A 20,414-nucleotide genomic window follows, 5' to 3' on the forward strand; every position below is an offset into this window, starting at 1 on the left:
TCCCGCCTGGCGGGGCCAGACTGCGGCAAAGAAAGGAATTTGCCAATGCCGCTGGATCTGGTTCCCATTCGCTGCCTGACCGACAACTATGCCTGGCTTTTGCACGGCAACGGCCGGACGGCGCTGGTCGATGCGCCCGAGGCCGCGCCCATCCTTGCGGAACTGGCGGCGCGCGGCTGGACGCTGGACCAGATCGCGCTGACCCATCACCACGCCGACCACATCCAGGCCGTGCCCGAACTGGCGGACAGGACCGGCGCCGCGGTCATCGGCAATGCGCTTGACGCGGCGCGGCTGCCGCCCCTGGACCAGCCGGTCCGCCCCGGCGCGCATTTCGACCTTTGCGGCGAGCAGGCCCAGGCGATCGACGTGCCCGGCCATACCATCGGCCATCTGGCCTTTCACCTGCCGGGCTCGGCCATGGTCTTTACCGCCGACAGCCTGATGGCGCTTGGCTGCGGCCGGCTGTTCGAAGGCGACGCCCAGGCGATGTGGGCCAGCCTCTCGCGGCTGAACGCGCTACCGGCTGGGACGCTGGTCTGTTCGGGGCACGATTACTGCCGCGGCAACGGCGCCTTTGCCCTTTCGGTCGATCCCGGCAATGCCGCCCTGCGCCGGCGGCTGGAGGAAACCGCGGCAGGCAAGCGCCCCTGCGCCCCCTCGACCCTGGCCGATGAGCGGGCGACCAATCCGTTTCTGCGGGTCCGCGAACTGGCGGATGGCTTGGGCATGGCCGGCGCCGCCGATGCCGACGTCTTTGCCGAGCTGCGCGCCAGGAAGGATCGGTTCTGACCGCCCCGGCCAACCCGGCGGCGCGTGCCCAGGGGCGCTTGAAATCCGCCCTGGGGAACATCACATCTGCCTCAATCGCGGGGATTCCGCGGGGCTGGACGCAAATACCGCTTGAATTGCGCGCCAATCCACCAAATCTTAACTGTATCGTGACAGTCTGGTCAGGTGGACCGCTAAATCTGGCGGCCCATACCGCCAGCCGACTGACAGGAGCTTGAAGTGCCGTCCTTTTCGACCTCGTTGGAACAGGCCATCCATGCTGCGCTTGCGCTGGCCAACGAACACCGCCATGAGCTTGCCACGCTCGAGCATCTGCTGCTCGCGCTGACGGAAGAGCCCGAAGCCGTGAAGGTGATGCGGGCCTGCAATGTCGATCTGGACGAATTGCGCCGGATGCTGGTCGAGTTCATCGAAGACGACCTTTCCACCCTCATCACCGATGTCGAGGGTTCCGAGGCCGTCCCCACCGCCGCCTTCCAGCGCGTGATCCAGCGCGCTGCCATCCATGTGCAAAGCTCGGGCCGGACCGAGGTGACGGGGGCGAATGTCCTGGTCGCCATCTTCGCCGAGCGGGAATCGAACGCCGCCTTCTTCCTGCAAGAACTGGACATGACCCGCTATGACGCGGTGAATTTCATCGCCCATGGCGTGGCCAAGAATCCGTCGTTCTCGGAAAACCGGCCAGTCCAGGGCTCGGACCAGCCCGAACAGGCTCAGGCCGAAACCGCCCAGCCCAAGGACGAATCCGCCCTGGCGAAATATTGCGTGGACCTGAACAAGAAAGCCGCCAAGGGCGACGTGGACCCGCTGATCGGCCGCGCCGACGAGGTCGAGCGCTGCATCCAGGTGCTGTGCCGGCGGCGCAAGAACAACCCGCTGCTGGTCGGCGACCCCGGCGTCGGCAAGACCGCCATCGCCGAGGGGCTGGCGCTGAAGATCACCCGCGGCGAAACCCCGGACGTGCTGGCCGGCTCGACCATCTTCTCGCTCGACATGGGCGCGCTGCTGGCCGGCACGCGCTATCGCGGCGATTTCGAGGAACGGCTGAAGGCGGTCGTCAAGGAACTTGAAGACCATCCCGACGCCATCCTCTTCATCGACGAAATCCATACGGTGATCGGCGCCGGCGCCACCTCGGGCGGTGCCATGGACGCGTCGAACCTGCTGAAACCGGCGCTGGCCGGCGGCAAGCTGCGCTGCATGGGCTCGACCACCTACAAGGAGTTCCGCCAGCATTTCGAAAAGGACCGCGCGCTGTCGCGCCGCTTCCAGAAGATCGACGTGAACGAGCCCAACGTTCCCGATACCGTCAAGATCCTGATGGGGCTGAAGCCCAGCTTCGAAAAGCACCACGACCTGCGCTATACCAACGACGCGATCAAGATGGCGGTGGAACTTTCGGCGCGCTACATCCACGACCGCAAGCTGCCCGACAAGGCCATCGACGTGATCGACGAAGCCGGCGCGGCCCAGCACCTGGTCGCGGAAAGCAAGCGCCGCAAGACCATCGGCCCCAAGGAGATCGAGGCGGTGGTGGCCAAGATCGCCCGCATTCCGCCCAAAAGCGTCTCCAAGGACGATGCCGCGGTGCTGAAAGACCTGGAGGCGACGCTGAAGCGGCTGGTCTTCGGCCAGGATGCGGCGATCAGCGCGCTGGCCTCGTCGATCAAGCTGGCGCGGGCGGGCTTGCGCGAACCGGAAAAGCCGATCGGCAACTACCTGTTCGCCGGCCCCACCGGCGTCGGCAAGACCGAGGTCGCCAAGCAACTGGCCGCCAGCCTGGGGGTGGAACTGCTGCGCTTCGACATGTCGGAATACATGGAAAAGCACGCGGTCAGCCGGCTGATCGGCGCGCCGCCGGGCTATGTCGGCTTCGACCAGGGCGGGCTTCTGACCGACGGGGTGGACCAGCATCCGCATTGCGTGCTGCTGCTGGACGAGATCGAAAAGGCACACCCGGATGTCTACAACATCCTGCTTCAGGTCATGGACCACGGCAAGCTGACCGACCATAACGGCCGGCAGGTGGATTTCCGCAACGTGATCCTGATCATGACCTCGAACGCCGGCGCGGCGGACCAGGCCAAGGCCGCCTTCGGCTTCGGCCGCGAACGCCGCGAGGGCGAGGATACCGCCGCCATCGAGCGCACCTTCACGCCGGAATTCCGCAACCGGCTGGATGCGGTCATCAGCTTCGCGCCGCTCTCGCGCGAGGTGATCGTCCAGGTGGTCGAGAAATTCGTGCTGCAACTCGAAGCGCAGCTGATCGACCGCGGCGTCCATATCGAACTGACCGCCGAGGCGGCCGACTGGCTGGCCGAACGCGGCTATGACGACAAGATGGGCGCGCGCCCCCTGGGCCGGGTGATCCAGGAATCCATCAAGAAGCCCCTGGCCGAAGAACTGTTGTTCGGCCGGCTGACCAAGGGCGGCGTCGTCCGGGTGCGGATCGAAGACGACAAGCCCGTCTTCGACATCACCGGCCCCGAGACGCCCAGGATCAGCAATTCCAAGCCGCCGCTGCTGACGGCCGACTGATCCTTTGCTCGCAAAGGCGGCGCCCCTCGCGCCGCCTTTTTTCCGCTGCGGCGGTCCGCCCCGACTAGCACCCGCCCCGGCGACACACCCTGCACCCGACCAAGGCTCCTCCCCCGCGGGCGGCACCCGGTCCCTCCATGCCAGCACGCGCAGGACGGCGATGGCAACCGCCTGCCACGGGGCACGCGCCCCGTGCCGGCCAGCCCGTCCACGGCCTTCGCCCGGCATTTCTTTCGTGTCCAAATATCCCGGGGGTCCGGGGGCAGCGCCCCCGGCCCGGCCCCGCCGGCCTGGCCCGGCCCTAGCCTTTGGCCTTGCCCGCCTTGATCTTCGCCGCCAGGTCCTTGGCGATGGCGAAGCTGCCCTTGATGCGATCGGCCTCGCCCGGCCAGTCGCGCAGGATGACGATACGGTTATCCGTCACCTTGGCCTGGCCGCGCTGCTCGTGGATGAACTCGACCAGCCCGGCCGGGTTCGGGAACTTGTCGCCGTGGAACTGGATGGTTGCACCCTTGGGTCCGGCGTCCAGCTTGGCGATATTGGCGCGCTTGGCCATGGCCTTGATGCGGATGACCAGCAAAAGCGTGTTCACCTCGCGCGGCAGGGGCCCGAACCGGTCGATCAGCTCGGCGGCAAAGCCTTCAAGATCGACCTTGCTGGTCAACTCGGCCAGGCGGCGGTAAAGCCCCAGCCGCACGTCCAGGTCCGGCACATAGCTTTCCGGGATCGTCACCGGCACGCCCAGGTTCAGCTGCGGCGCCCATTCGTCCTCGGGCGTGCCCTCGATCTCGCCGGATTTCAGCTTGGCGATCGTCTCCTCCAGCATCTGCTGGTAAAGCTCGAAGCCAACCTCCTTGATATGGCCCGACTGCTCCTCGCCCAGCAGGTTGCCCGCACCCCGCAGGTCCAGGTCCTGCGAGGCCAGGTTGAAGCCGGCGCCGAGGCTGTCCAGCGTGCCCAGGAACTTCAGCCGCCGCAGCGCCTGCGGGGTCAAGGGCACCCGCGGCTTGGTGGTCAGATAGCAATAGGCGCGGATCTTGGACCGCCCGACCCGGCCGCGGATCTGGTAAAGCTGCGCCAGGCCGAACATGTCGGCGCGCCAAACCACCATGGTATTGGCGGTCGGGATATCCAGCCCCGATTCGACGATGCTGGTCGCCAGCAGGACATCGGCGCCGCGGTCGTAAAAGGCGTTCATTCGCTGGTCCAGGTCGCCCGCCGCCAATTGGCCATGGGCGACGATGGTGCTGACTTCGGGCACATGCTCGCGCAGCCATTCCTCGACCTCGGGCAGGTCCGACAGGCGGGGGACGACGAAGAAGCTCTGCCCGCCGCGATATTTCTCGCGCAGCAGCGCCTCGCGGATGGTGACGCTGTCGAACTCGGACACATAGGTGCGGATCGCCAGCCGGTCCACCGGCGGGGTGCCGATGATCGACAGGTCCCGCACGCCCGTCAGCGACAGTTGCAAGGTGCGCGGGATCGGCGTCGCGGTCAGGGTCAGCACGTGGATATCGCTGCGCAACTCCTTCAGCCGCTCCTTGTGGGCGACGCCGAAATGCTGTTCCTCGTCCACGATCAGCAGGCCCAGGTTCTTGAAGCGGACCTGCTTGGCCAGCACCGCATGGGTGCCGACGACGATGTCCACCGTCCCCTCGGCCAGGCCCTTGCGGGTCTCGGTCGCGTCCCTGGCCGAGACGAAGCGCGACAGCGGCCGCACGTTGATCGCGGTGCCGCGGAACCGCTCGGCAAAGGTGCGGAAATGCTGGCGCGCCAGCAGCGTGGTCGGCGCCACCACCGCGACCTGCCGGCCTTGGCTCGCGGCGATGAAGGCCGCGCGCATGGCGACCTCGGTCTTGCCGAAGCCCACGTCGCCCACGACCAGCCGGTCCATGGGCCGGCCGGCGGCCAGATCCTCGGCCACGTCGGCGATGGCGGCGGCCTGGTCCTCGGTCTCGGCATAGGGGAAACGGGCGGCAAAGCTTTCGGTCTCGTGATGCTCGGGCTCCAGCACCGGGGCGGGGCGCAGCAGCCGTTCGGCCGCGACGCGCATCAGCCGGTCGGCGATCAGCTTGATGCGTTCCTTGAGGCGCGCTTTCCGCGCCTGCCAGGCGCCGCCGCCCAGCTTGTCCAGCAACCCCTGCTCGTGCCCGTAGCGACTGAGCAGTTCGATGTTTTCCACCGGCAGGAAAAGCCGGTCGCCGCCGGCATATTCCAGCGCCACGCAATCATGCGGCACGCCAAGCGCCTTGACGGTTTCCAAGCCCGTATAGCGGCCGATGCCGTGTTCGACATGCACCACAAGGTCGCCGGGGCTTAGCGTCGTGGTGTCGCGCAGGAAATTCTCGGCCTTGCGGCGGCGCTTGGCGCCCCGGATCAGCCGGTCGCCCAGCACGTCCTGTTCCGAGATCACCGCCAGCGCCCCGGTGGCCGACCCGTCCGAGGTGAAGCCTTCCTCCAGCGGCCAGACCGCCAGACCCAGCGCGCCGGGCTGGTCGGGCAGCTCGCGCAGATCGGCGATGGGCTTGGCGCCCTTGATCCCTTCGTCCGCGATCAGCCCGGCCAGCCGTTCGCGCGCCCCGTCCGAGAAGCTGGCGATCACCACGCGGCGCGAAGCTTGAAGATTTCGAATATGATCAGAGAGTGATTTGAAAAGATTTCCCTTTTCGGCCTGCCGCTCGGGGGCGAAATTGCGCCCGACGCGGCCCCCGGCATCCAGCACCCCCGGACCGGGCGGCTGCGGCAGCACCGACAGGCGCAGCAGCCGATGCGCCGCCAGCCAGCGCGCCCATTCCGCCTCATCCGGGAACATCGCTGCGGGGGGAACCGGGCGATAGACCGTGTCGGTGCCCCCCTTGCGGGCCAGCGCCTCGCGCCGGGCCGCGAACTGCTCGGCAATGGTGTGCCAGCGCGCGTCGCGGACCTGGTCCAGGTGGTCATCCGCGACGACCGAGGCGCCGGGCAGATAGTCGAACAGGCTTTCCAGCCGGTCGTGGAACCAGGGCAGCCAATGTTCCATCCCCGCCATCTTGCGGCCGGCGCTGATGCCTTCGTAAAGCGGATCATTGGCGGCGGCACCATATTCGGCGCGATAGTTCTGGCGAAAGCGGGTGATGGCGGCTTCGTCCAGGATCACCTCGGACATGGGCGCAAGCTCGATCCGGTCGAGCTTTTCGACGGAACGCTGTGTTTCTGCATCGAATCTGCGCGCGCCATCCAGAACGTCGCCAAACATGTCCAGCCGGATCGGCCCGGATTCGCCGGGCGGGAAGATGTCGATGATGCCGCCCCGGACGGCGAAATCGCCGGGCTCGGTCACGGTAGGGGCCTGCGAAAAGCCCATCCTGGCCAGGAATGCGCGCAAGGCGCCCTCGTCCATGCGATCGCCCACGGCGGCGGAAAACCCCGCGTCGCGCAGCACGTCGCGCGCCGGCAGGCGCTGCATGGCGGCCGAAAGCGTGGTCAGCACCACGAAGGGTCCCTTCAGCGCACCATGCGCCAGCGCCGCCAGCATTGCCATGCGCGCGGCCATCACGCCTGGCGCGGGCGAGACGCGGTCATAGGGCGTGGTGTCCCAGGCCGGAAACTCCAGCACCACGGCAGCGGGGGCAAAGAACCCCAGCGCCGCCCGCATCGCGGCCATGCGCCGGTCGTCGCGGGCGATGTGGATGACGGGCTGGCCGCGGGACAGTTCGCGCGCGACCAGCGCGGCGTCCATGCCTTCGGGGGCGCCGGAAAGGATCAGGTGTTCGGGATGCGCTGCCATGCGCCCCGAGGTAAAGCCGGCACCGGCGAAGTCAAGGCCCGCTCAATAGCCAAAGGGATGCAGGATCATCCAGACCGCCCCATAGGCGGCCGTCAGCGCCACGGCCAGGATCGACAGGGCCATCCCCGCCAGCCGATGACGGCGCATCAGCCGCGCCGCCTGGGCCGCGGCCAGGTTGGCGGGCATGTCGCGCCCGGCCTGGGCCAGCAGCGGGCGCAGCCGCCCGGCCAGCCGCAAGTCCAGTGCGAAAAGCAGCACGAAGGGCGCCACCAGCAGCACCAGCGCCTGCGCCATTTCCAGCCGGTAGGCAAAGCCCAGCACCGCCAGCACCGTCAGCAGGAACGAGCCCAGCCCCAGCAGAAGCGCGCCTTCGCGCCGCTCCATGCGCCAGCGCGGCAGGGTCAGCGACAGCCAGTCAAGCAGCATCAGCGCCGCCGGATCGCCGTCGGGCTCCGGCTCGACGAAGACCGCGCCGGCGATCACGTCGGCGGGCACGCCCAGGATGCGCCGCCCGGCCATGGTCCAGGCCGCCGTCACGATCACCCAAAACCAGATCGAGCCGAATGACCGGCTGTCCAGCAGGGCAAGGATTGGCTCGGTTGCGGGCACGTCTTCTCCTTGCGGCAATGGCGCGGGTCGCAAACTAACCGCGCCGGGTGCAAAGGAAAACCTTGATTTTCAGGGATGGGCGTCGGGGGTTGCGCGGGCGGGGGCTTGGGTGCAGGTTCGGGCCAGACCCTTTGCAAGCCACAGGCCCCGCCCATGTCCCCGACCCCGATCACCGCCCCCTTCCCCGCCAGCCGCCTGCGCCGGCTGCGCCGCACGCCGGCGCTGCGCGCCATGGTGACGGAAACCACCCTGACCCCCGCCAACCTGATCTGGCCGATCTTCGTGACCGAGATCGCCGGCGGCGAGGGCGAGATCCCTTCGATGCCCGGCGTCGAGCGGCTGACGCTGGAGGGCGCCAAGCGCGCGGCGGAAACCGCGATGCGGCTGGGCATCCCGGCGATCTGCATCTTCCCGCATTCCGACCCGGACCTGAAAACCGAAAACTGCGAGCGCGCCTGGGACCCCGACAATATCGGCAACCGCGCCATCCGCGCCATCAAGCAGGTCGCGCCGGAACTGGCGGTGATGACCGACATCGCGCTGGACCCCTATAACGCCAACGGCCATGACGGGCTGGTGCGCGACGGTGTGATCCTGAACGACGAAACGGTCGAGGCGCTTGGCCGCATGGCGCTGGTCCAGGCCCAGGCGGGGGCGGACATCCTGGGCCCCTCGGACATGATGGACGGGCGCATCGGCGCTTTGCGCGGGTTGCTTGAGGATAACGGCCACAAGGACGTGGCGATCCTGTCCTATGCGGCGAAATTCGCCAGCGGCTTCTATGGGCCGTTCCGCGACGCGGTCGGCGCTTCGGGTCGGCTGGTGGGCGACAAGAAGACCTATCAGGTGAACCCGGCCAACCGCGAAGAGGCGATGCGCTGCGTCGCCCGCGACCTGGCCGAGGGCGCCGACATGGTGATGGTCAAGCCGGGAATGCCCTATCTGGACATCTGCCGCATGGTCCGCGACCAGTTCGCCGCCCCGACCTTTGCCTATCAGGTCAGCGGCGAATATGCGATGATCGAGGGCGCGATCCGCAACGGCTGGCTGTCGCCCGAGGTGGTGGTGGAAAGCCTGCTGGCATTCCGCCGCGCCGGATGCGACGGCATCCTGACCTATTACGCGCCCCAGGTCGCCGAAAGACTGGCATGAGCCGGCCGGGTCCTTTATCATCGCGGCCCAGACAGGCGGGGCAACCGCCGATGATGGAACGAGGGCGAAGATGATGGATTCCAAGGGGATGAGCCGGCGGCTGGTGCTGCTGGGCGGCGCGGCGCTGGGGCTTGCGGGTTGTTCGAACGCGGTGGGCCAGGACGCGCCGTCGCGGCTGGACGCGCGGGTCGATGCGACGCGGGACTACCTGCTGCGCAGCTATCCCGATGTCGCGCCCATGGTGCAGGGGGCCAAGGGCGTGCTCTACATGCCGCTGATGACCGAAGCCGGCTTCGGCGTCGGCGGCGCCTATGGCCAGGGCGCGCTGCGCATCAACGACGTGACGGTGGATTACTATTCGGCGGCCCAGGCCAGCGTCGGGTTCCAGATCGGCGCGCAGCAATATGCGCATGTGCTGATCTTCCAGACCGATGCGGCGCTGGCCGATTTCCGCCGCGCGCCCGGCTGGGTGGCCGAGGCCGGGGCCTATTACGCGCTGCCCGCGGGCGGCGTCTCGATGGGCACCGACACCATCACCGCCCAGCAGCCGGTGGTGGCCATGGTCTTTGGCCAGTCGGGGTTGATGGCCGGCGCCTCGATCGCCGGGACGAAATACTCGCGCATCATCCCTTCGACCTTCTAGCTGCGGGCGCGGACGCCGGGGCATCCCCGGCCCCGCCGCCGGGCCTAGCTGCCGTGGACGATTCGCACATAGTTGCGCGTCTCGCGATAGGGGGGGACGCCCTGATATTTCGCGACCGCCGCCGGCCCGGCGTTATAGGCGGCCAGCGCCAGCCGCCAATTGCCGAAGGTGTTGTACATCATGCGCAGATAGCGCGCGCCGCCTTCCAGGTTCTGGATCGGGTCGTTGGGATCGACGCCCAGCTTGGCGGCCGTGCCCGGCATAAGCTGCGCCAGCCCCCGTGCCCCCTTGTGCGAACGCGCCGAGGGGTTCCAGCCCGATTCCTGCTGCACAAGGCGCAGGAACAGGTCCTCGGGGACGCCGTGCTTGCGGGCCATGGCGCGGGCATGGGGCAGGTATTGGCTGCGCTGGTTGCCACGATAGGCGGGAATCGCGCCGCCCAGGTCCAGGTCGACCACGCTTTTGGTCGAGGTGCCGCCAGGGCGCAGCCGGGCCGATTGCTGGTATTGCCCGGCCAGGCGGCTGTCCATCAGCCGGGTCTGGCGTTCGAATTGCGCCTGGCGCGTCTTGCCGCTTTTGACCTGAAGCCGCAGCCCCTCGGCCGCCGCCGGCGCGGTCAGCGCCGCCGAAACGGCCAAGGCCGTCACGGCCCGGCCAAGCCGGCGCAGCATCGCCCGATCACGTGAAAGCATCGCTGGTCCCTCATGCATCTCGTCGATCTTTTTGGCGACACTATAGCGCAAAGCCCGACCCGCGCCGCAAGAGGATTTCGGCCCGCGCCCCGCGCGCCGGCCATAGGCGAAGTTCCGCCGGGCCGGGCCCGTTCCGCATTCCGCTTGCCCCCTTGGTGCAGGACGCGCTAAACCCCCGCAAGACGCATTCTGGCAAAAAGGAACGCAGCATGGCAGGCAGCGTGAACAAGGTGATCCTGGTCGGCAACCTGGGCCAAGACCCCGAAGTCCGCACCTTTCCCAGCGGCGGCAAGGTCGCCAACCTGCGCATCGCCACCTCTGAATCCTGGAAGGACCGCAATACCGGCGAGCGCAAGGAGCGCACCGAATGGCACTCGGTCGCGATCTATTCCGAGCCGCTGGTCCGCGTGGCCGAGCAATATCTGAAAAAAGGCTCCAAGGTCTATGTCGAAGGCCAGTTGGAGACCCGCAAATGGCAGGATCAAAGCGGCAATGACCGCTACACGACCGAAGTCGCGCTGCGCCCCTTTCGCAGCGAATTGCACATGCTGGACGGCCGCGGCGGCGCGGGCGGCGGCGGCGGCCGGGACGACAGCTATGGCGGCGGCGGCTATGGCGGCGGCAGTTCGTCGGGCGGCGGCTATGGCTCGGGCGGCGGACAGTCGCAAAGCCAAAGCCAGAACCGGCCCGATTTCGACGACGACATCCCGTTCTGATCCCGATCCCGGCCCCCGCGGCCGGGATTTTTCGTTCCAGGGACCGCATCTTCCGGCCGGCGCCAAACTGGCCCCATCTATTCGTGCGATCTGGCTCTATCCCTTTACCGCGATCCGGCGCAGTCAGGGGGAACACCCTTGTCCGCAGGAGTCCGGCCATGACGCTTGATCTGAACCCGAATGACATGTCGCATGTGGTCGAGGCCGACCGCGCCCATGTCTGGCATCATCTAAGCCAGCACAAGCAATACGAGACCATCGACCCGCGCGTCTATGTCGAGGGCAAGGGGATGAAGCTCTGGGATGCCACCGGGCGCGAATTCCTGGACGCGGTTTCGGGCGGGGTCTGGACCGTGAACGTGGGCTATGGCCGCGAAAGCATCGCTGACGCGATCCGCGACCAACTGGTCAAGCTGAACTATTACGCCGGCGCCGCCGGCACCGTGCCGGGCGCGATCTTCGCCCAGAAGCTGATCGAGAAGATGCCGGGCATGAGCCGGGTCTATTACTCGAACTCGGGCTCGGAAGCGAACGAAAAGGTCTACAAGATGGTGCGCCAGATCGCGGCGCGCCACCATGGGCGCAAGTGGAAGATCCTGTATCGCGACCGCGATTATCACGGCACCACCATCGCCACGCTGGCGACCAGCGGCCAGGACCAGCGCGCCGCGGCCTATGGCCCCTTCCCCGACGGTTTCGTGCGGGTGCCGCATTGCCTGGAATACCGCAAGCAATGGGACGTGGAAAACTATGGCGAGCGCGCCGCCGACGCCATCGAAGAGGTGATCCTGCGCGAAGGCCCCGATACCGTGGGCGCCATCGTGCTGGAACCCGTGACGGCCGGCGGCGGCGTCATCACCCCGCCCGAGGGCTATTGGCAGCGCGTGCAAGAGATCTGCCGCAAATACGATATCTTGCTGCATATCGACGAGGTGGTCTGCGGGCTTGGCCGCACCGGCACCTGGTTCGGCTATCAGCAATACGGGATTCAGCCGGATTTCGTGACCATGGCCAAGGGCGTCGCCTCGGGCTATGCGGCGATTTCCTGCACCGTCACCACCGAGCGCGTCTTCGAGATGTTCAAGGACGCACCCGAGGATGGCATGAGCTTTTTCCGCGACATCTCGACCTTTGGCGGCTGCACCTCGGGGCCGGTGGCGGCGATCGAGAACATGCGCATCATCGAGGACGAGGGGCTGCTGGAAAACACCCTTGCCATGGGCGAGCGCACGCTTGCGAACCTGCGCGCGCTGATGGACAAGCACGCCGTCATCGGCGACGTGCGCGGCAAGGGCCTGTTCTGCGGCGCCGAACTGGTCGCCGACCGCGCCAGCAAAGAGCCGATGGACGAAAAGCGGGTGCAGGCCGTGGTCGCCGACTGCCTGGCGCAGGGCGTCATCATCGGCGCGACCAACCGATCCGTGCCGGGATTCAACAACACGCTCTGCCTGTCGCCGGCGCTGATCGCCACGGCGGACGATATCGACCGCATCACCGATGCCATCGACAATGCGCTGACCAGGGTCTTTGCCTGACCCTTGATCCGCGGCGGCATTCGGGGGAGTGATGGACCCCGCCAGCCGCCGCGGATCACCCCATGCCGATTCCCCCCGACGCCTTTTTCCTGGACCCTGCCGCCGGCCTGCCGCTCCAGGTCCAGTTGCGGCGCCAGATCATCGCCGCGGTCACGGCCGGCCGCTTTCGGCCGGGCGAAAAGCTGCCCTCGACCCGCGCGCTGGCCCGGCACCTGGGCGTGGCGCGGGTGACGGTGGCGCAGGCCTTCGCGGAACTCGTCTCGACCGATTACCTGGCCAGCCGCGACCGTTCGGGCCATTACATCTCGGACAGTATCGAGCGGCGGCTGGAGGCCGGCCCCCCGGCCCCCGACACGCCGCGCTTCGACTGGGACAGCCAGTTAGAGGGCCGATTCGCGCGCGCGCAGCGTACGGATCGCGAACGCGACTGGCGCGGCTTCGCCTATCCCTTCGTCTATGGCCAGGCCGATCCGGCGCTGGTCGATCACGCCGCCTGGCGCGACTGCGCCATGCGCGCGCTTGGCCGGCGCGAATTCGACAGCCTGACCGGCGATCTTTACGACGCCGACGACCCGGAACTGGTCGATCACATCGCCCGCCACATCCTGCCCCGCCGCGGCATCAGCGCCGGGCGCGACGAGATCGTGCTGACCATGGGGGCGCAGAACGCGCTGTGGCTGGTGGCGCAGGTGCTGCTGCGTCCCGGCACGTCCTGCGCCATCGAAGACCCCTCTTATCCCGGCCAGCGCGAGATCCTGCTGGCCAGCCGCGCCCGCATCCTGCCGGTCGCGGTCGATGGGCACGGCCTGCCGCCCCAGGCCGTCCCGCAAGGGGTCGCGGCGGTCTTCACCACCGCCAGCCACCAATGTCCCACCAATTCCACCATGCCGCTGCCCCGGCGCAAGGAATTGCTGGCCCGCGCCCAGGACCAGGGCTTTGCCGTGGTCGAGGACGATTACGAATTCGAGATGTCATTCGCCGGCGCCCCCTCGCCCGCGCTCAAGGCCATCGACCGGGCGGGGGCGGTGATCTATATCGGCTCGTTTTCGAAATCGGTCTTTCCCGGCGTGCGGCTGGGCTATCTTGTCGCCGATCCGCGCTTCATCGCCGAGGCGCGGGCGCTGCGCGGCATGATGCTGCGCCATCCCCCCGGCCATATGCAGCGCACCCTGGCGCATTTCCTTTCGCTTGGCCATTACGACGCGCAGGCGAACCGGATGCGCAATGCCTATGCCCGGCGGCGCGCGGTGATGCTGGCCGCCATCGCGCATCACCGGCTGACGCTTGCCTCGCCGCAGGCATCCGGGGGGTCCAGCTTGTGGCTGGCCACGCCCGACGGGGTCGATTCGGCGGAACTGGCGGCGCGGCTCAGGCCGCGGGGGGTGCTGATCGAACCCGGCGCGGCGTTTTTCGCCGATCCCGCGCAGGGGCGGGGGTTCTTCCGCCTGGCCTATTCCTCGATCACCGCCGAGCGCATTCCCCAAGGCATCGCCTGCATTGCCCAGGCGGTGGGGGAAATCGCCGCGGCAGGCCCCGCCTGCCCCTGATCCGGCTACTGAACCGGCAATTGACGAATCGCTGGCCGGGGCATAGGAACAAATCAGGAACACATAGCTGAGACCATGTCCGCTCGCCCTTTCCCTATCGGGGTGGCGCCTTTCGGACGGGCGCCAGTCCCCGCGCGCCCCGAACCGGCCGCGCCCACCCTGTCCGAGGCTTTTGGCACCCGGCCCCTTGCGGGGGCGGCGCCCGGCTTCGTGCTGGCCGCCCTGCCGCCGGGGCTTGTGCTTTGGGCACAGGACCGGCTGAGCCGGGCCGAGTTCGGCGCCCCCTTCCTGCCCGGCATGGGCCGCGACTTGCTGCGGCTGGACCTGACCCGTCCCGTCGATGTGCTGGCGGCGCTGGAAGACGGGCTGCAAGGCCAGGCGCTGGCGGCAGTGGTGGGCGAAATCCATGGCTTTTCGCCGGCGCTGAACTTCACCGCCACGCGCCGGCTGGCCTTGCGGGCCGAGGCGGCGGGCCTGCCCTGCTGGCTGATCCGCCATGCCGCCCGGCCCGAAGCCAGCGCGGCGCGAATGCGCTGGCGGCTGGACCCCCTGCCCTCGGCCCCCGACCCCGACGACCCGCAGGCGCCGGGCGATCCGCGCTGGCTGGCGGAACTGTTCCGGGCGCGCGGCGGCCCGCCCTCGACCTGGGTGGCGCGCCATGACCGGGCGGCGGATCGTCTCGATTTCTCTGCCTCGGCTGGCGATCGAAAGCTGGCAGAGCCGCGCCGCGCACCGGGGCGACGCCTGGCCTGAAGACATTCCCCTGGCGCTGGCCGCGCCCGGCCCGCACGGGCCCGTCATCCATGCCACGAACCGCGCCGCCGAAACGGCCGGCACCCGCATCGGCGCCCGCGTCGTGGACAGCCGGGCCATCTGTCCCGTCCTGCGCATCGAGCCGGCCGAGCCGGAACAGGATGCGGCAAGGCTGGCGCGGCTGGCCTTCTGGACGCGGCGCTGGGGGCCCTACAGCACGCCGGACGGCGATGACGGCATCGTCCTGGACACCAGCGGCGCCGCGCATCTGTTCGGCGGCGAAGCGGCGATGCTGGCCCAGATCCAGGCCGGCTTTGCCCGCGCCGGGCTGACGGCCGGGCTGGCCCTGGCGCCGACGCGCGGCGCGGCCTGGGCGCTGGCTCGCCTTGGCCCCGAACGCGCGATCTGCACCGATCCCTTGCCCGCGCTGACGCCGCTGCCGGTCGCCGGGCTGCGGCTGTCGGGGGAAACCCTGCTGCTTTTGCGCCGGCTGGGGCTCAGGACCATCGGCGACCTGGCCGCGATTCCGCGCCTGTCGCTGATGCGCCGCTTTGCCCGCGCCCAGCCCTGGGACAATCCGCTGATCCGGCTGGACCAGGCACTGGGGCGCGCGGCCGAGCCGCTGGACGCGCCCGAGCCTGCGCCCGAATACGCAGCCCAGGTCCGGCTGGCCGAGCCGGTGATGGACCCATCCGACTGGCTGCCCGGACTGCTGGACGATCTTTGCGCGCAGATGGCGGCGGCGGATCGCGGCTGCCGGCGGCTGTGCCTGTCGGTCTTTCGCGTCGATGGCGAACGCCGCGACATCCGCGCCGCCATGGCCGCGCCCACGCGCGATCCCGCCCATCTGCTGCGCCTGTTCGACGGCCGGCTCGGGCGGCTGGACCCCGGCTATGGTTTCGACCTGATCCGCTTGGCGGCCGAGGCGGTCGAGCCCTTGGCCCAAGCCCAGCCCAGCCTGGACGGCGCCGCGCCCCAGGGGCTGGCGCTGGCGCGGCTGGTGGACCGGCTGGCGGCGCGCTTCGGCACGGCGGCGATCAGCCGCCCGCTGCCGCGCGAAAGCCATGTTCCCGAACGCGCCGAAACTCCCGGCCCGCCGCTGGCCGCCGACCCGGCCCCGCCCGCGCGCCCCGACCGGCCGATCCGCCTGCTGAACCCGCCCGAAGAGATCCGCGTCCTTTACGCCATCCCCGAAGGGCCGCCGGCGCAATTCATCTGGCGCCGCCAGACCCTGCGCGTCGCCCGCCATGCCGGGCCGGAACGCGTCGCCCCGGAATGGTGGCGCGACCGTCCCGGCACCCGCCTGCGCGACTATTTCCGCATCGAGGACAACAGCGGCCTGCGCCTGTGGATCTACCGCGAGGGACTGGTCCATGACGGCCGCGGCGGCACGCCGCGCTGGTTCCTGCACGGGATCTTCGCCTGATGCCCGACCGTCACGAACGCCCCCAGTTCCTGCTGCCCCCGGTCGAGGCCGCGAACCCGCCCGCGGAATATGTCGAACTGGCCGTGACCAGCGCCTTCAGCTTTCTGCACGGCGCCTCGCATCCGCGCGAACTGGCGCTGGCGGCGCATCTGATGGGCCATGACGCGCTGGGGATCGCCGACCTGAACAGCCTGGCGGGCGTGGTGCGGTTCCATGCCACGGCGAAAAAGCTGTACCTGCGCCCGGTGATCGGGGCGCGGATCGTGCTGGCGGACGGCACCGCCTTCCTGGCCTATCCGACCAACCGCGCCGCCTATGGCCGACTTACCGCGCTGATCACCAAGGGGCGGCGGCACGATCTGGACGGGAACTGGCAGAAAAAGGGCCGTTGCGACCTGGATCTGGATGACCTGGCCGCCCATGCGCAGGGGTTGCGGCTGATCTGGCTGCCCGGCGACGACCTGTCGCCCCTGCCCGGCCTTTCCGCGCGCTTGCCGGGGCTGTCCCATGTGGCGGCAAGCCGGCTTTATCGCAGCGACGACCGGGCGCGGATCAACCGGCTGGACCGGGCGGCGCGGGCCTTGGGGCTCTCTATCGTCGCGGTGAACGACGTGCATTACCACGCCCCCGACCGCCGACCGCTGCAAGACGTGATGACCTGCATCCGCGAAGGCACGACCATTGCCCAGGCCGGCTTTTTGCTGGCGCAGAATGCCGAGCGCCACCTGAAATCGCCGGCCGAGATGGCGCGCCTGTTCGCCGACTGGCCCCATGCCATCCGCGCCACGCGCGAGATCGCCGACAGCTGCCGCTTTTCGCTGGACGAATTGCAATACGAATATCCGCGCGAAACCGTGCCCGCCGGCCTGACCCCGCAACAGCACCTGGAAAACCTGACCTGGCGCTGCGCCCAAGAGCGCTATCCCCACGGCATCCCGCCACAGGTTCAAGCCACCATCGGCAAAGAGCTTGGACTGATCGCCCGCAAGGACTATGCGCAATATTTTCTGACCATCCACGAGATCGTGCGCTTTGCCCAGGATGCGGCGATCCTGCACCAGGGCCGCGGCTCGGCGGCCAATTCGGCGGTCTGCTATGTCCTGGGCATCACCCCGGTCGACCCCGCCAAGCATGAATTGCTGTTCGAACGCTTCATCAGCGAAAACCGCAAAGAGCCGCCCGATATCGACGTGGATTTCGAACATGAGCGGCGCGAAGAGGTGATCCAGCATATCTACGAAACCTATGGCCGCCACCGCGCCGGGCTTTGCGCCACGGTGATCCATTACCGCCCGCGCAGCGCCATCCGCGAGGTCGGCAAGGTCATGGGCCTGTCCGAAGACGTGACCTCGGCACTGGCCGACACGGTCTGGGGCAGTTGGGGCAAGGACATGTCCGCCGCCCATCCCGACCAGGCCGGGCTGGACCTGGACGACCCGCTGTTCAAGCGCACCGTCCGCCTGGCAGAAGAGATGATCGGCATGCCCCGCCACCTGTCCCAGCATGTCGGAGGCTTCGTGCTGACCCAAGGGCCGCTGCCCGAAACCGTGCCCATCGGCAATGCCGCCATGCCCGAGCGCAGTTTCATCGAATGGGACAAGGACGATATCGACGAATTGCGCATCCTCAAGGTCGATGTGCTGGCGCTGGGAATGCTGACCTGCATCCGCAAATGCTTTGCGCTGGTCAAGGCGCATTACGGCAAGGCGCTGACGCTTGCGGATTTCGACCATGACGACCCGCCGACCTATGCGATGCTGCAAAGGGGCGACAGCATCGGCACGTTCCAGGTCGAAAGCCGGGCGCAGATGGCCATGCTGCCGCGGCTGAAGCCCGAAAGGTTCTACGACCTGGTGATCCAGGTCGCCATCGTCCGTCCCGGCCCGATCCAGGGCAATATGGTCCATCCCTATCTGCGCCGCCGCGCCGGGCAGGAAGCGGTCGACCTTCCCGGCCCCGCGAATGGCGACCCGGACGAGTTGAAGAACATCCTGTTTCGCACCAAAGGCGTGCCGATCTTTCAGGAACAGGCGATGAAGATCGCCATGGTCGCCGCCGAATTCACCCCGGCCGAACTGGACGACCTGCGCAAGGCCATGGCCACCTTTCGCGCGCGCGGGACCATCGGCCGGTTACAGGAACGCATGGTCGGCCGCATGGTCCAACGCGGCTACGACCGCGATTTCGCCGAGCGCTGCTTCAACCAGATCAAGGGCTTCGGCGATTACGGCTTTCCCGAAAGCCATGCGGCGGCCTTTGCGCATCTGGCCTATGTTTCGGCCTGGCTGAAATGCCATCACCCTGCGGCCTTCGCGGCGGCGCTCTTGAACAGCCAGCCCATGGGCTTTTATGCGCCCGCCCAGATCGTGCGCGACGCGCGCGACCACGGCGTCGCCGTGCTGCCGGTGGATGTGAACATCAGCGCATGGGACAATACTCTGGAACCCTGCGACGGCACCTTCGCCCTGCGCCTGGGCCTGCGCCAGATCGACGGGCTGTCCAAGACGCTGGCCGCCAGGATCACGACGGCACGGGACGGACCCTATGCCGACCTGGCCGATCTCAAGGCGCGCGCCGGGCTCGACGCCCGCGCCATCCGGCTGATCGCGGCCGCTGACGGTCTGCGCTCGATGGGGCTCGACCGGCGGGCGGGGCTGTGGCAGGCGCGCGCGCTGCGCGACGCGCCGGACCTGCCGCTGTTCGGGCGCCGCGACGAAGGGAACGAGCCCGCCGTCGCCCTGCCCGCCATGGCCTTGGGCGAACAGGTCACGGCCGATTACCAGACCCTGCGCCTGTCGCTGAAGGCCCACCCCCTGCGCTTCCTGCGCCGCAGCCTGGCGGCCCAGGGCTATGTCGCCGCCGCAGAGCTTGCGCATTTGCCCGACCGCGCGGCGCTGCGGATGGCCGGCATCGTGCTGGTCCGCCAACGCCCCGGCAGCGCCAAGGGCACCTGCTTCATCACGCTCGAGGACGAAACCGGCGTGGCAAACCTGGTGCTGTGGCCAGACACCTTCAGCCGTTTCCGCAAGGTCGCCATGTCCGCTCGCCTGCTCGAAATACAGGGCCAGGTCCAGCGCGCCGCAGGCGTGACCCATATCGTCGCGCATTGGCTGGACGACCGTTCCGACGCCTTGCTGCGCTTGGCCCGAGAGGCGCCGGCCGACCTGCCCCAACCCCGGCCCAGCCATCCGCGCCAGATCAGGATGCTGCCGAAATCCCGCGATTTCCACTAAAAGACCGCGCAAAACCCGTCCCTTGCGGGGCATTCTTTCGTGTCCAAATATCCCCGCCGGAGGCCGCTGCCCGTCCCACAGGCGCAAGCGCAAACAGCAGCCCCCGGCGGCGCGACAGGCCGCAAGACGCAATCCCGCAAATGCGAAAACCGCGCCTGTAGGGGGCGCGGTTCCAAACGCTTTCCGTCAGCGGCAGATCTTACTTGATCTTGCCTTCCTTGTATTCGACATGCTTGCGCACAACCGGGTCGTATTTGTTGACCGTCATCTTTTCGGTCATCGTACGGGCGTTCTTCTTGGTGACATAGAAATGCCCGGTCCCGGCCGTCGAGTTCAGACGGATCTTGATCGTCGTCGGCTTCGCCATCTGCTTCGCTCCTGCTGCGGGGCAAAATGCGTCTCGCCAACCCCGTGGAATTCTCTTGAAGCCCGCCTTTTAGCGGCAGACCGGGCGAAGTCAACCGCGAATCGCCGCGAAATCGGCGGCGTCCCGGCGAAAATCCACCCGCCAGCAACCGCCGGCGGGAAATGCATCGGCCGGGCCGAAAAGGAAACGCGCGGATGGCCTGTAAGCCGGATTTTGTTCCGGGGTCGCCCCCTTCGATGACCATTCCTCTGGCCCCGCCATTGCTGACGGGATCTAGCTGCCAACCCGGACCTGCTGGGGCAAAGGCGGCCCTGTCTTGCGACGCGCGGTCCCTATTCGGCATTGCTCCCGGTGGGGCTTGCCATGCCGGGACTGTTGCCAGCCCCGCGGTGGGCTCTTACCCCACCGTTTCACCCTTGCCCGCCATGCCAATCTCTTGGCCGCGGGCGGTCTCATCTCTGTGGCGCTTTCCCTGGGGTTGCCCCCGCCGGGCGTTACCCGGCACCGTGCCTTCATGGAGTCCGGACTTTCCTCGACATTGCTGCCGCGGTCATCCGGCCATCCGCGCAAGCCCCAGATAGGCGCGGCCGGGGGCAAGGTCAAGCGCCGCACCGATTGCGCCGCCGCGGGGGTATTTGGGCAACG

Annotated in this window: 14 protein-coding genes and 1 other RNA gene; 10 read left to right on the forward strand and 5 right to left on the reverse strand. The window is 68.3% G+C overall.

Annotated elements, in window-relative coordinates; all coding sequences use genetic code 11:
* The first annotated feature begins 45 nt into the window (after positions 1 to 45).
* Both gloB and clpA read left to right on the forward strand, forming a co-directional pair.
* Positions 46 to 792, forward strand: a complete 747-nt coding sequence (gene gloB / locus F3H32_RS13265) for a hydroxyacylglutathione hydrolase (RefSeq protein WP_149766276.1) — start codon at positions 46 to 48, stop codon at positions 790 to 792.
* A gap of 219 nt (positions 793 to 1,011) precedes the next feature.
* On the forward strand, positions 1,012 to 3,330 hold the full coding sequence (gene clpA, locus F3H32_RS13270) for an ATP-dependent Clp protease ATP-binding subunit ClpA (RefSeq protein ID WP_115756890.1): 2,319 nt from the start codon (positions 1,012 to 1,014) through the stop codon (positions 3,328 to 3,330).
* A gap of 301 nt (positions 3,331 to 3,631) precedes the next feature.
* Here clpA and mfd read toward each other — a convergent pair whose 3' ends face one another.
* Positions 3,632 to 7,096: a transcription-repair coupling factor gene (mfd, locus tag F3H32_RS13275; protein ID WP_149766277.1), complete on the reverse strand. Its 3,465-nt coding sequence runs from the start codon at positions 7,094 to 7,096 to the stop codon at positions 3,632 to 3,634.
* A 42-nt stretch (positions 7,097 to 7,138) separates the two neighbouring features.
* A complete protein-coding gene (locus tag F3H32_RS13280) occupies positions 7,139 to 7,705 on the reverse strand; it encodes a hypothetical protein (protein ID WP_149766278.1) in 567 nt (188 codons plus the stop codon).
* A gap of 153 nt (positions 7,706 to 7,858) precedes the next feature.
* Here F3H32_RS13280 and hemB point away from each other — a divergent pair, with 153 nt between their 5' ends.
* Positions 7,859 to 8,857 carry a porphobilinogen synthase gene (gene hemB, locus F3H32_RS13285; protein WP_149766279.1) on the forward strand — a complete coding sequence of 333 codons (999 nt, stop codon included), beginning with the start codon at positions 7,859 to 7,861 and terminating at the stop codon, positions 8,855 to 8,857.
* A 70-nt stretch (positions 8,858 to 8,927) separates the two neighbouring features.
* On the forward strand, positions 8,928 to 9,500 hold the full coding sequence (locus F3H32_RS13290) for a lipid-binding SYLF domain-containing protein (protein WP_115756857.1): 573 nt from the start codon (positions 8,928 to 8,930) through the stop codon (positions 9,498 to 9,500).
* A 44-nt stretch (positions 9,501 to 9,544) separates the two neighbouring features.
* Here the strand turns inward: F3H32_RS13290 and F3H32_RS13295 are convergent, their stop codons facing one another.
* Positions 9,545 to 10,192: a lytic transglycosylase domain-containing protein gene (locus tag F3H32_RS13295; RefSeq protein ID WP_149766280.1), complete on the reverse strand. Its 648-nt coding sequence runs from the start codon at positions 10,190 to 10,192 to the stop codon at positions 9,545 to 9,547.
* Positions 10,193 to 10,401: 209 nt separating this feature from the next.
* Between F3H32_RS13295 and ssb the strand changes: the two genes are divergently transcribed.
* From ssb to F3H32_RS13325, 6 genes are all read left to right on the forward strand, one after another.
* Entirely contained in the window at positions 10,402 to 10,908 is a 507-nt protein-coding gene (ssb, locus tag F3H32_RS13300) for a single-stranded DNA-binding protein (protein ID WP_149766281.1), read from the forward strand.
* Positions 10,909 to 11,066: 158 nt separating this feature from the next.
* Positions 11,067 to 12,443, forward strand: a complete 1,377-nt coding sequence (gene tpa / locus F3H32_RS13305) for a hypotaurine--pyruvate aminotransferase Tpa (protein ID WP_149766282.1) — start codon at positions 11,067 to 11,069, stop codon at positions 12,441 to 12,443.
* 62 nt (positions 12,444 to 12,505) lie between these two features.
* Positions 12,506 to 13,990 (forward strand): MocR-like pyridoxine biosynthesis transcription factor PdxR, encoded by a 1,485-nt coding sequence (gene pdxR, locus F3H32_RS13310; protein ID WP_149766283.1) that lies wholly within the window; start codon positions 12,506 to 12,508, stop codon positions 13,988 to 13,990.
* A 75-nt stretch (positions 13,991 to 14,065) separates the two neighbouring features.
* Entirely contained in the window at positions 14,066 to 14,743 is a 678-nt protein-coding gene (locus F3H32_RS13315; RefSeq protein WP_149766284.1) for a hypothetical protein, read from the forward strand.
* A complete protein-coding gene (locus tag F3H32_RS13320; protein WP_149766285.1) occupies positions 14,649 to 16,169 on the forward strand; it encodes a Y-family DNA polymerase in 1,521 nt (506 codons plus the stop codon). Before F3H32_RS13315 ends, F3H32_RS13320 begins: the two co-directional genes overlap by 95 nt.
* On the forward strand, positions 16,169 to 19,402 hold the full coding sequence (locus F3H32_RS13325) for an error-prone DNA polymerase (RefSeq protein WP_149766286.1): 3,234 nt from the start codon (positions 16,169 to 16,171) through the stop codon (positions 19,400 to 19,402). Before F3H32_RS13320 ends, F3H32_RS13325 begins: the two co-directional genes overlap by 1 nt.
* Before the next feature lie 199 nt (positions 19,403 to 19,601).
* Here F3H32_RS13325 and rpmG read toward each other — a convergent pair whose 3' ends face one another.
* The gene (rpmG, locus tag F3H32_RS13330) at positions 19,602 to 19,769 is read right to left on the reverse strand and encodes a 50S ribosomal protein L33 (protein WP_011750518.1); all 168 of its coding nucleotides are present in this window, start codon (positions 19,767 to 19,769) and stop codon (positions 19,602 to 19,604) included.
* Positions 19,770 to 19,955: 186 nt separating this feature from the next.
* An RNA gene (gene rnpB, locus F3H32_RS13335) (RNase P RNA component class A) lies at positions 19,956 to 20,335 on the reverse strand.
* Positions 20,336 to 20,414 lie beyond the last annotated feature (79 nt).

It is taken from the genome of Paracoccus thiocyanatus (assembly GCF_900156255.1).
GTDB classification, from domain to species: Bacteria; Pseudomonadota; Alphaproteobacteria; order Rhodobacterales; family Rhodobacteraceae; genus Paracoccus; species Paracoccus thiocyanatus.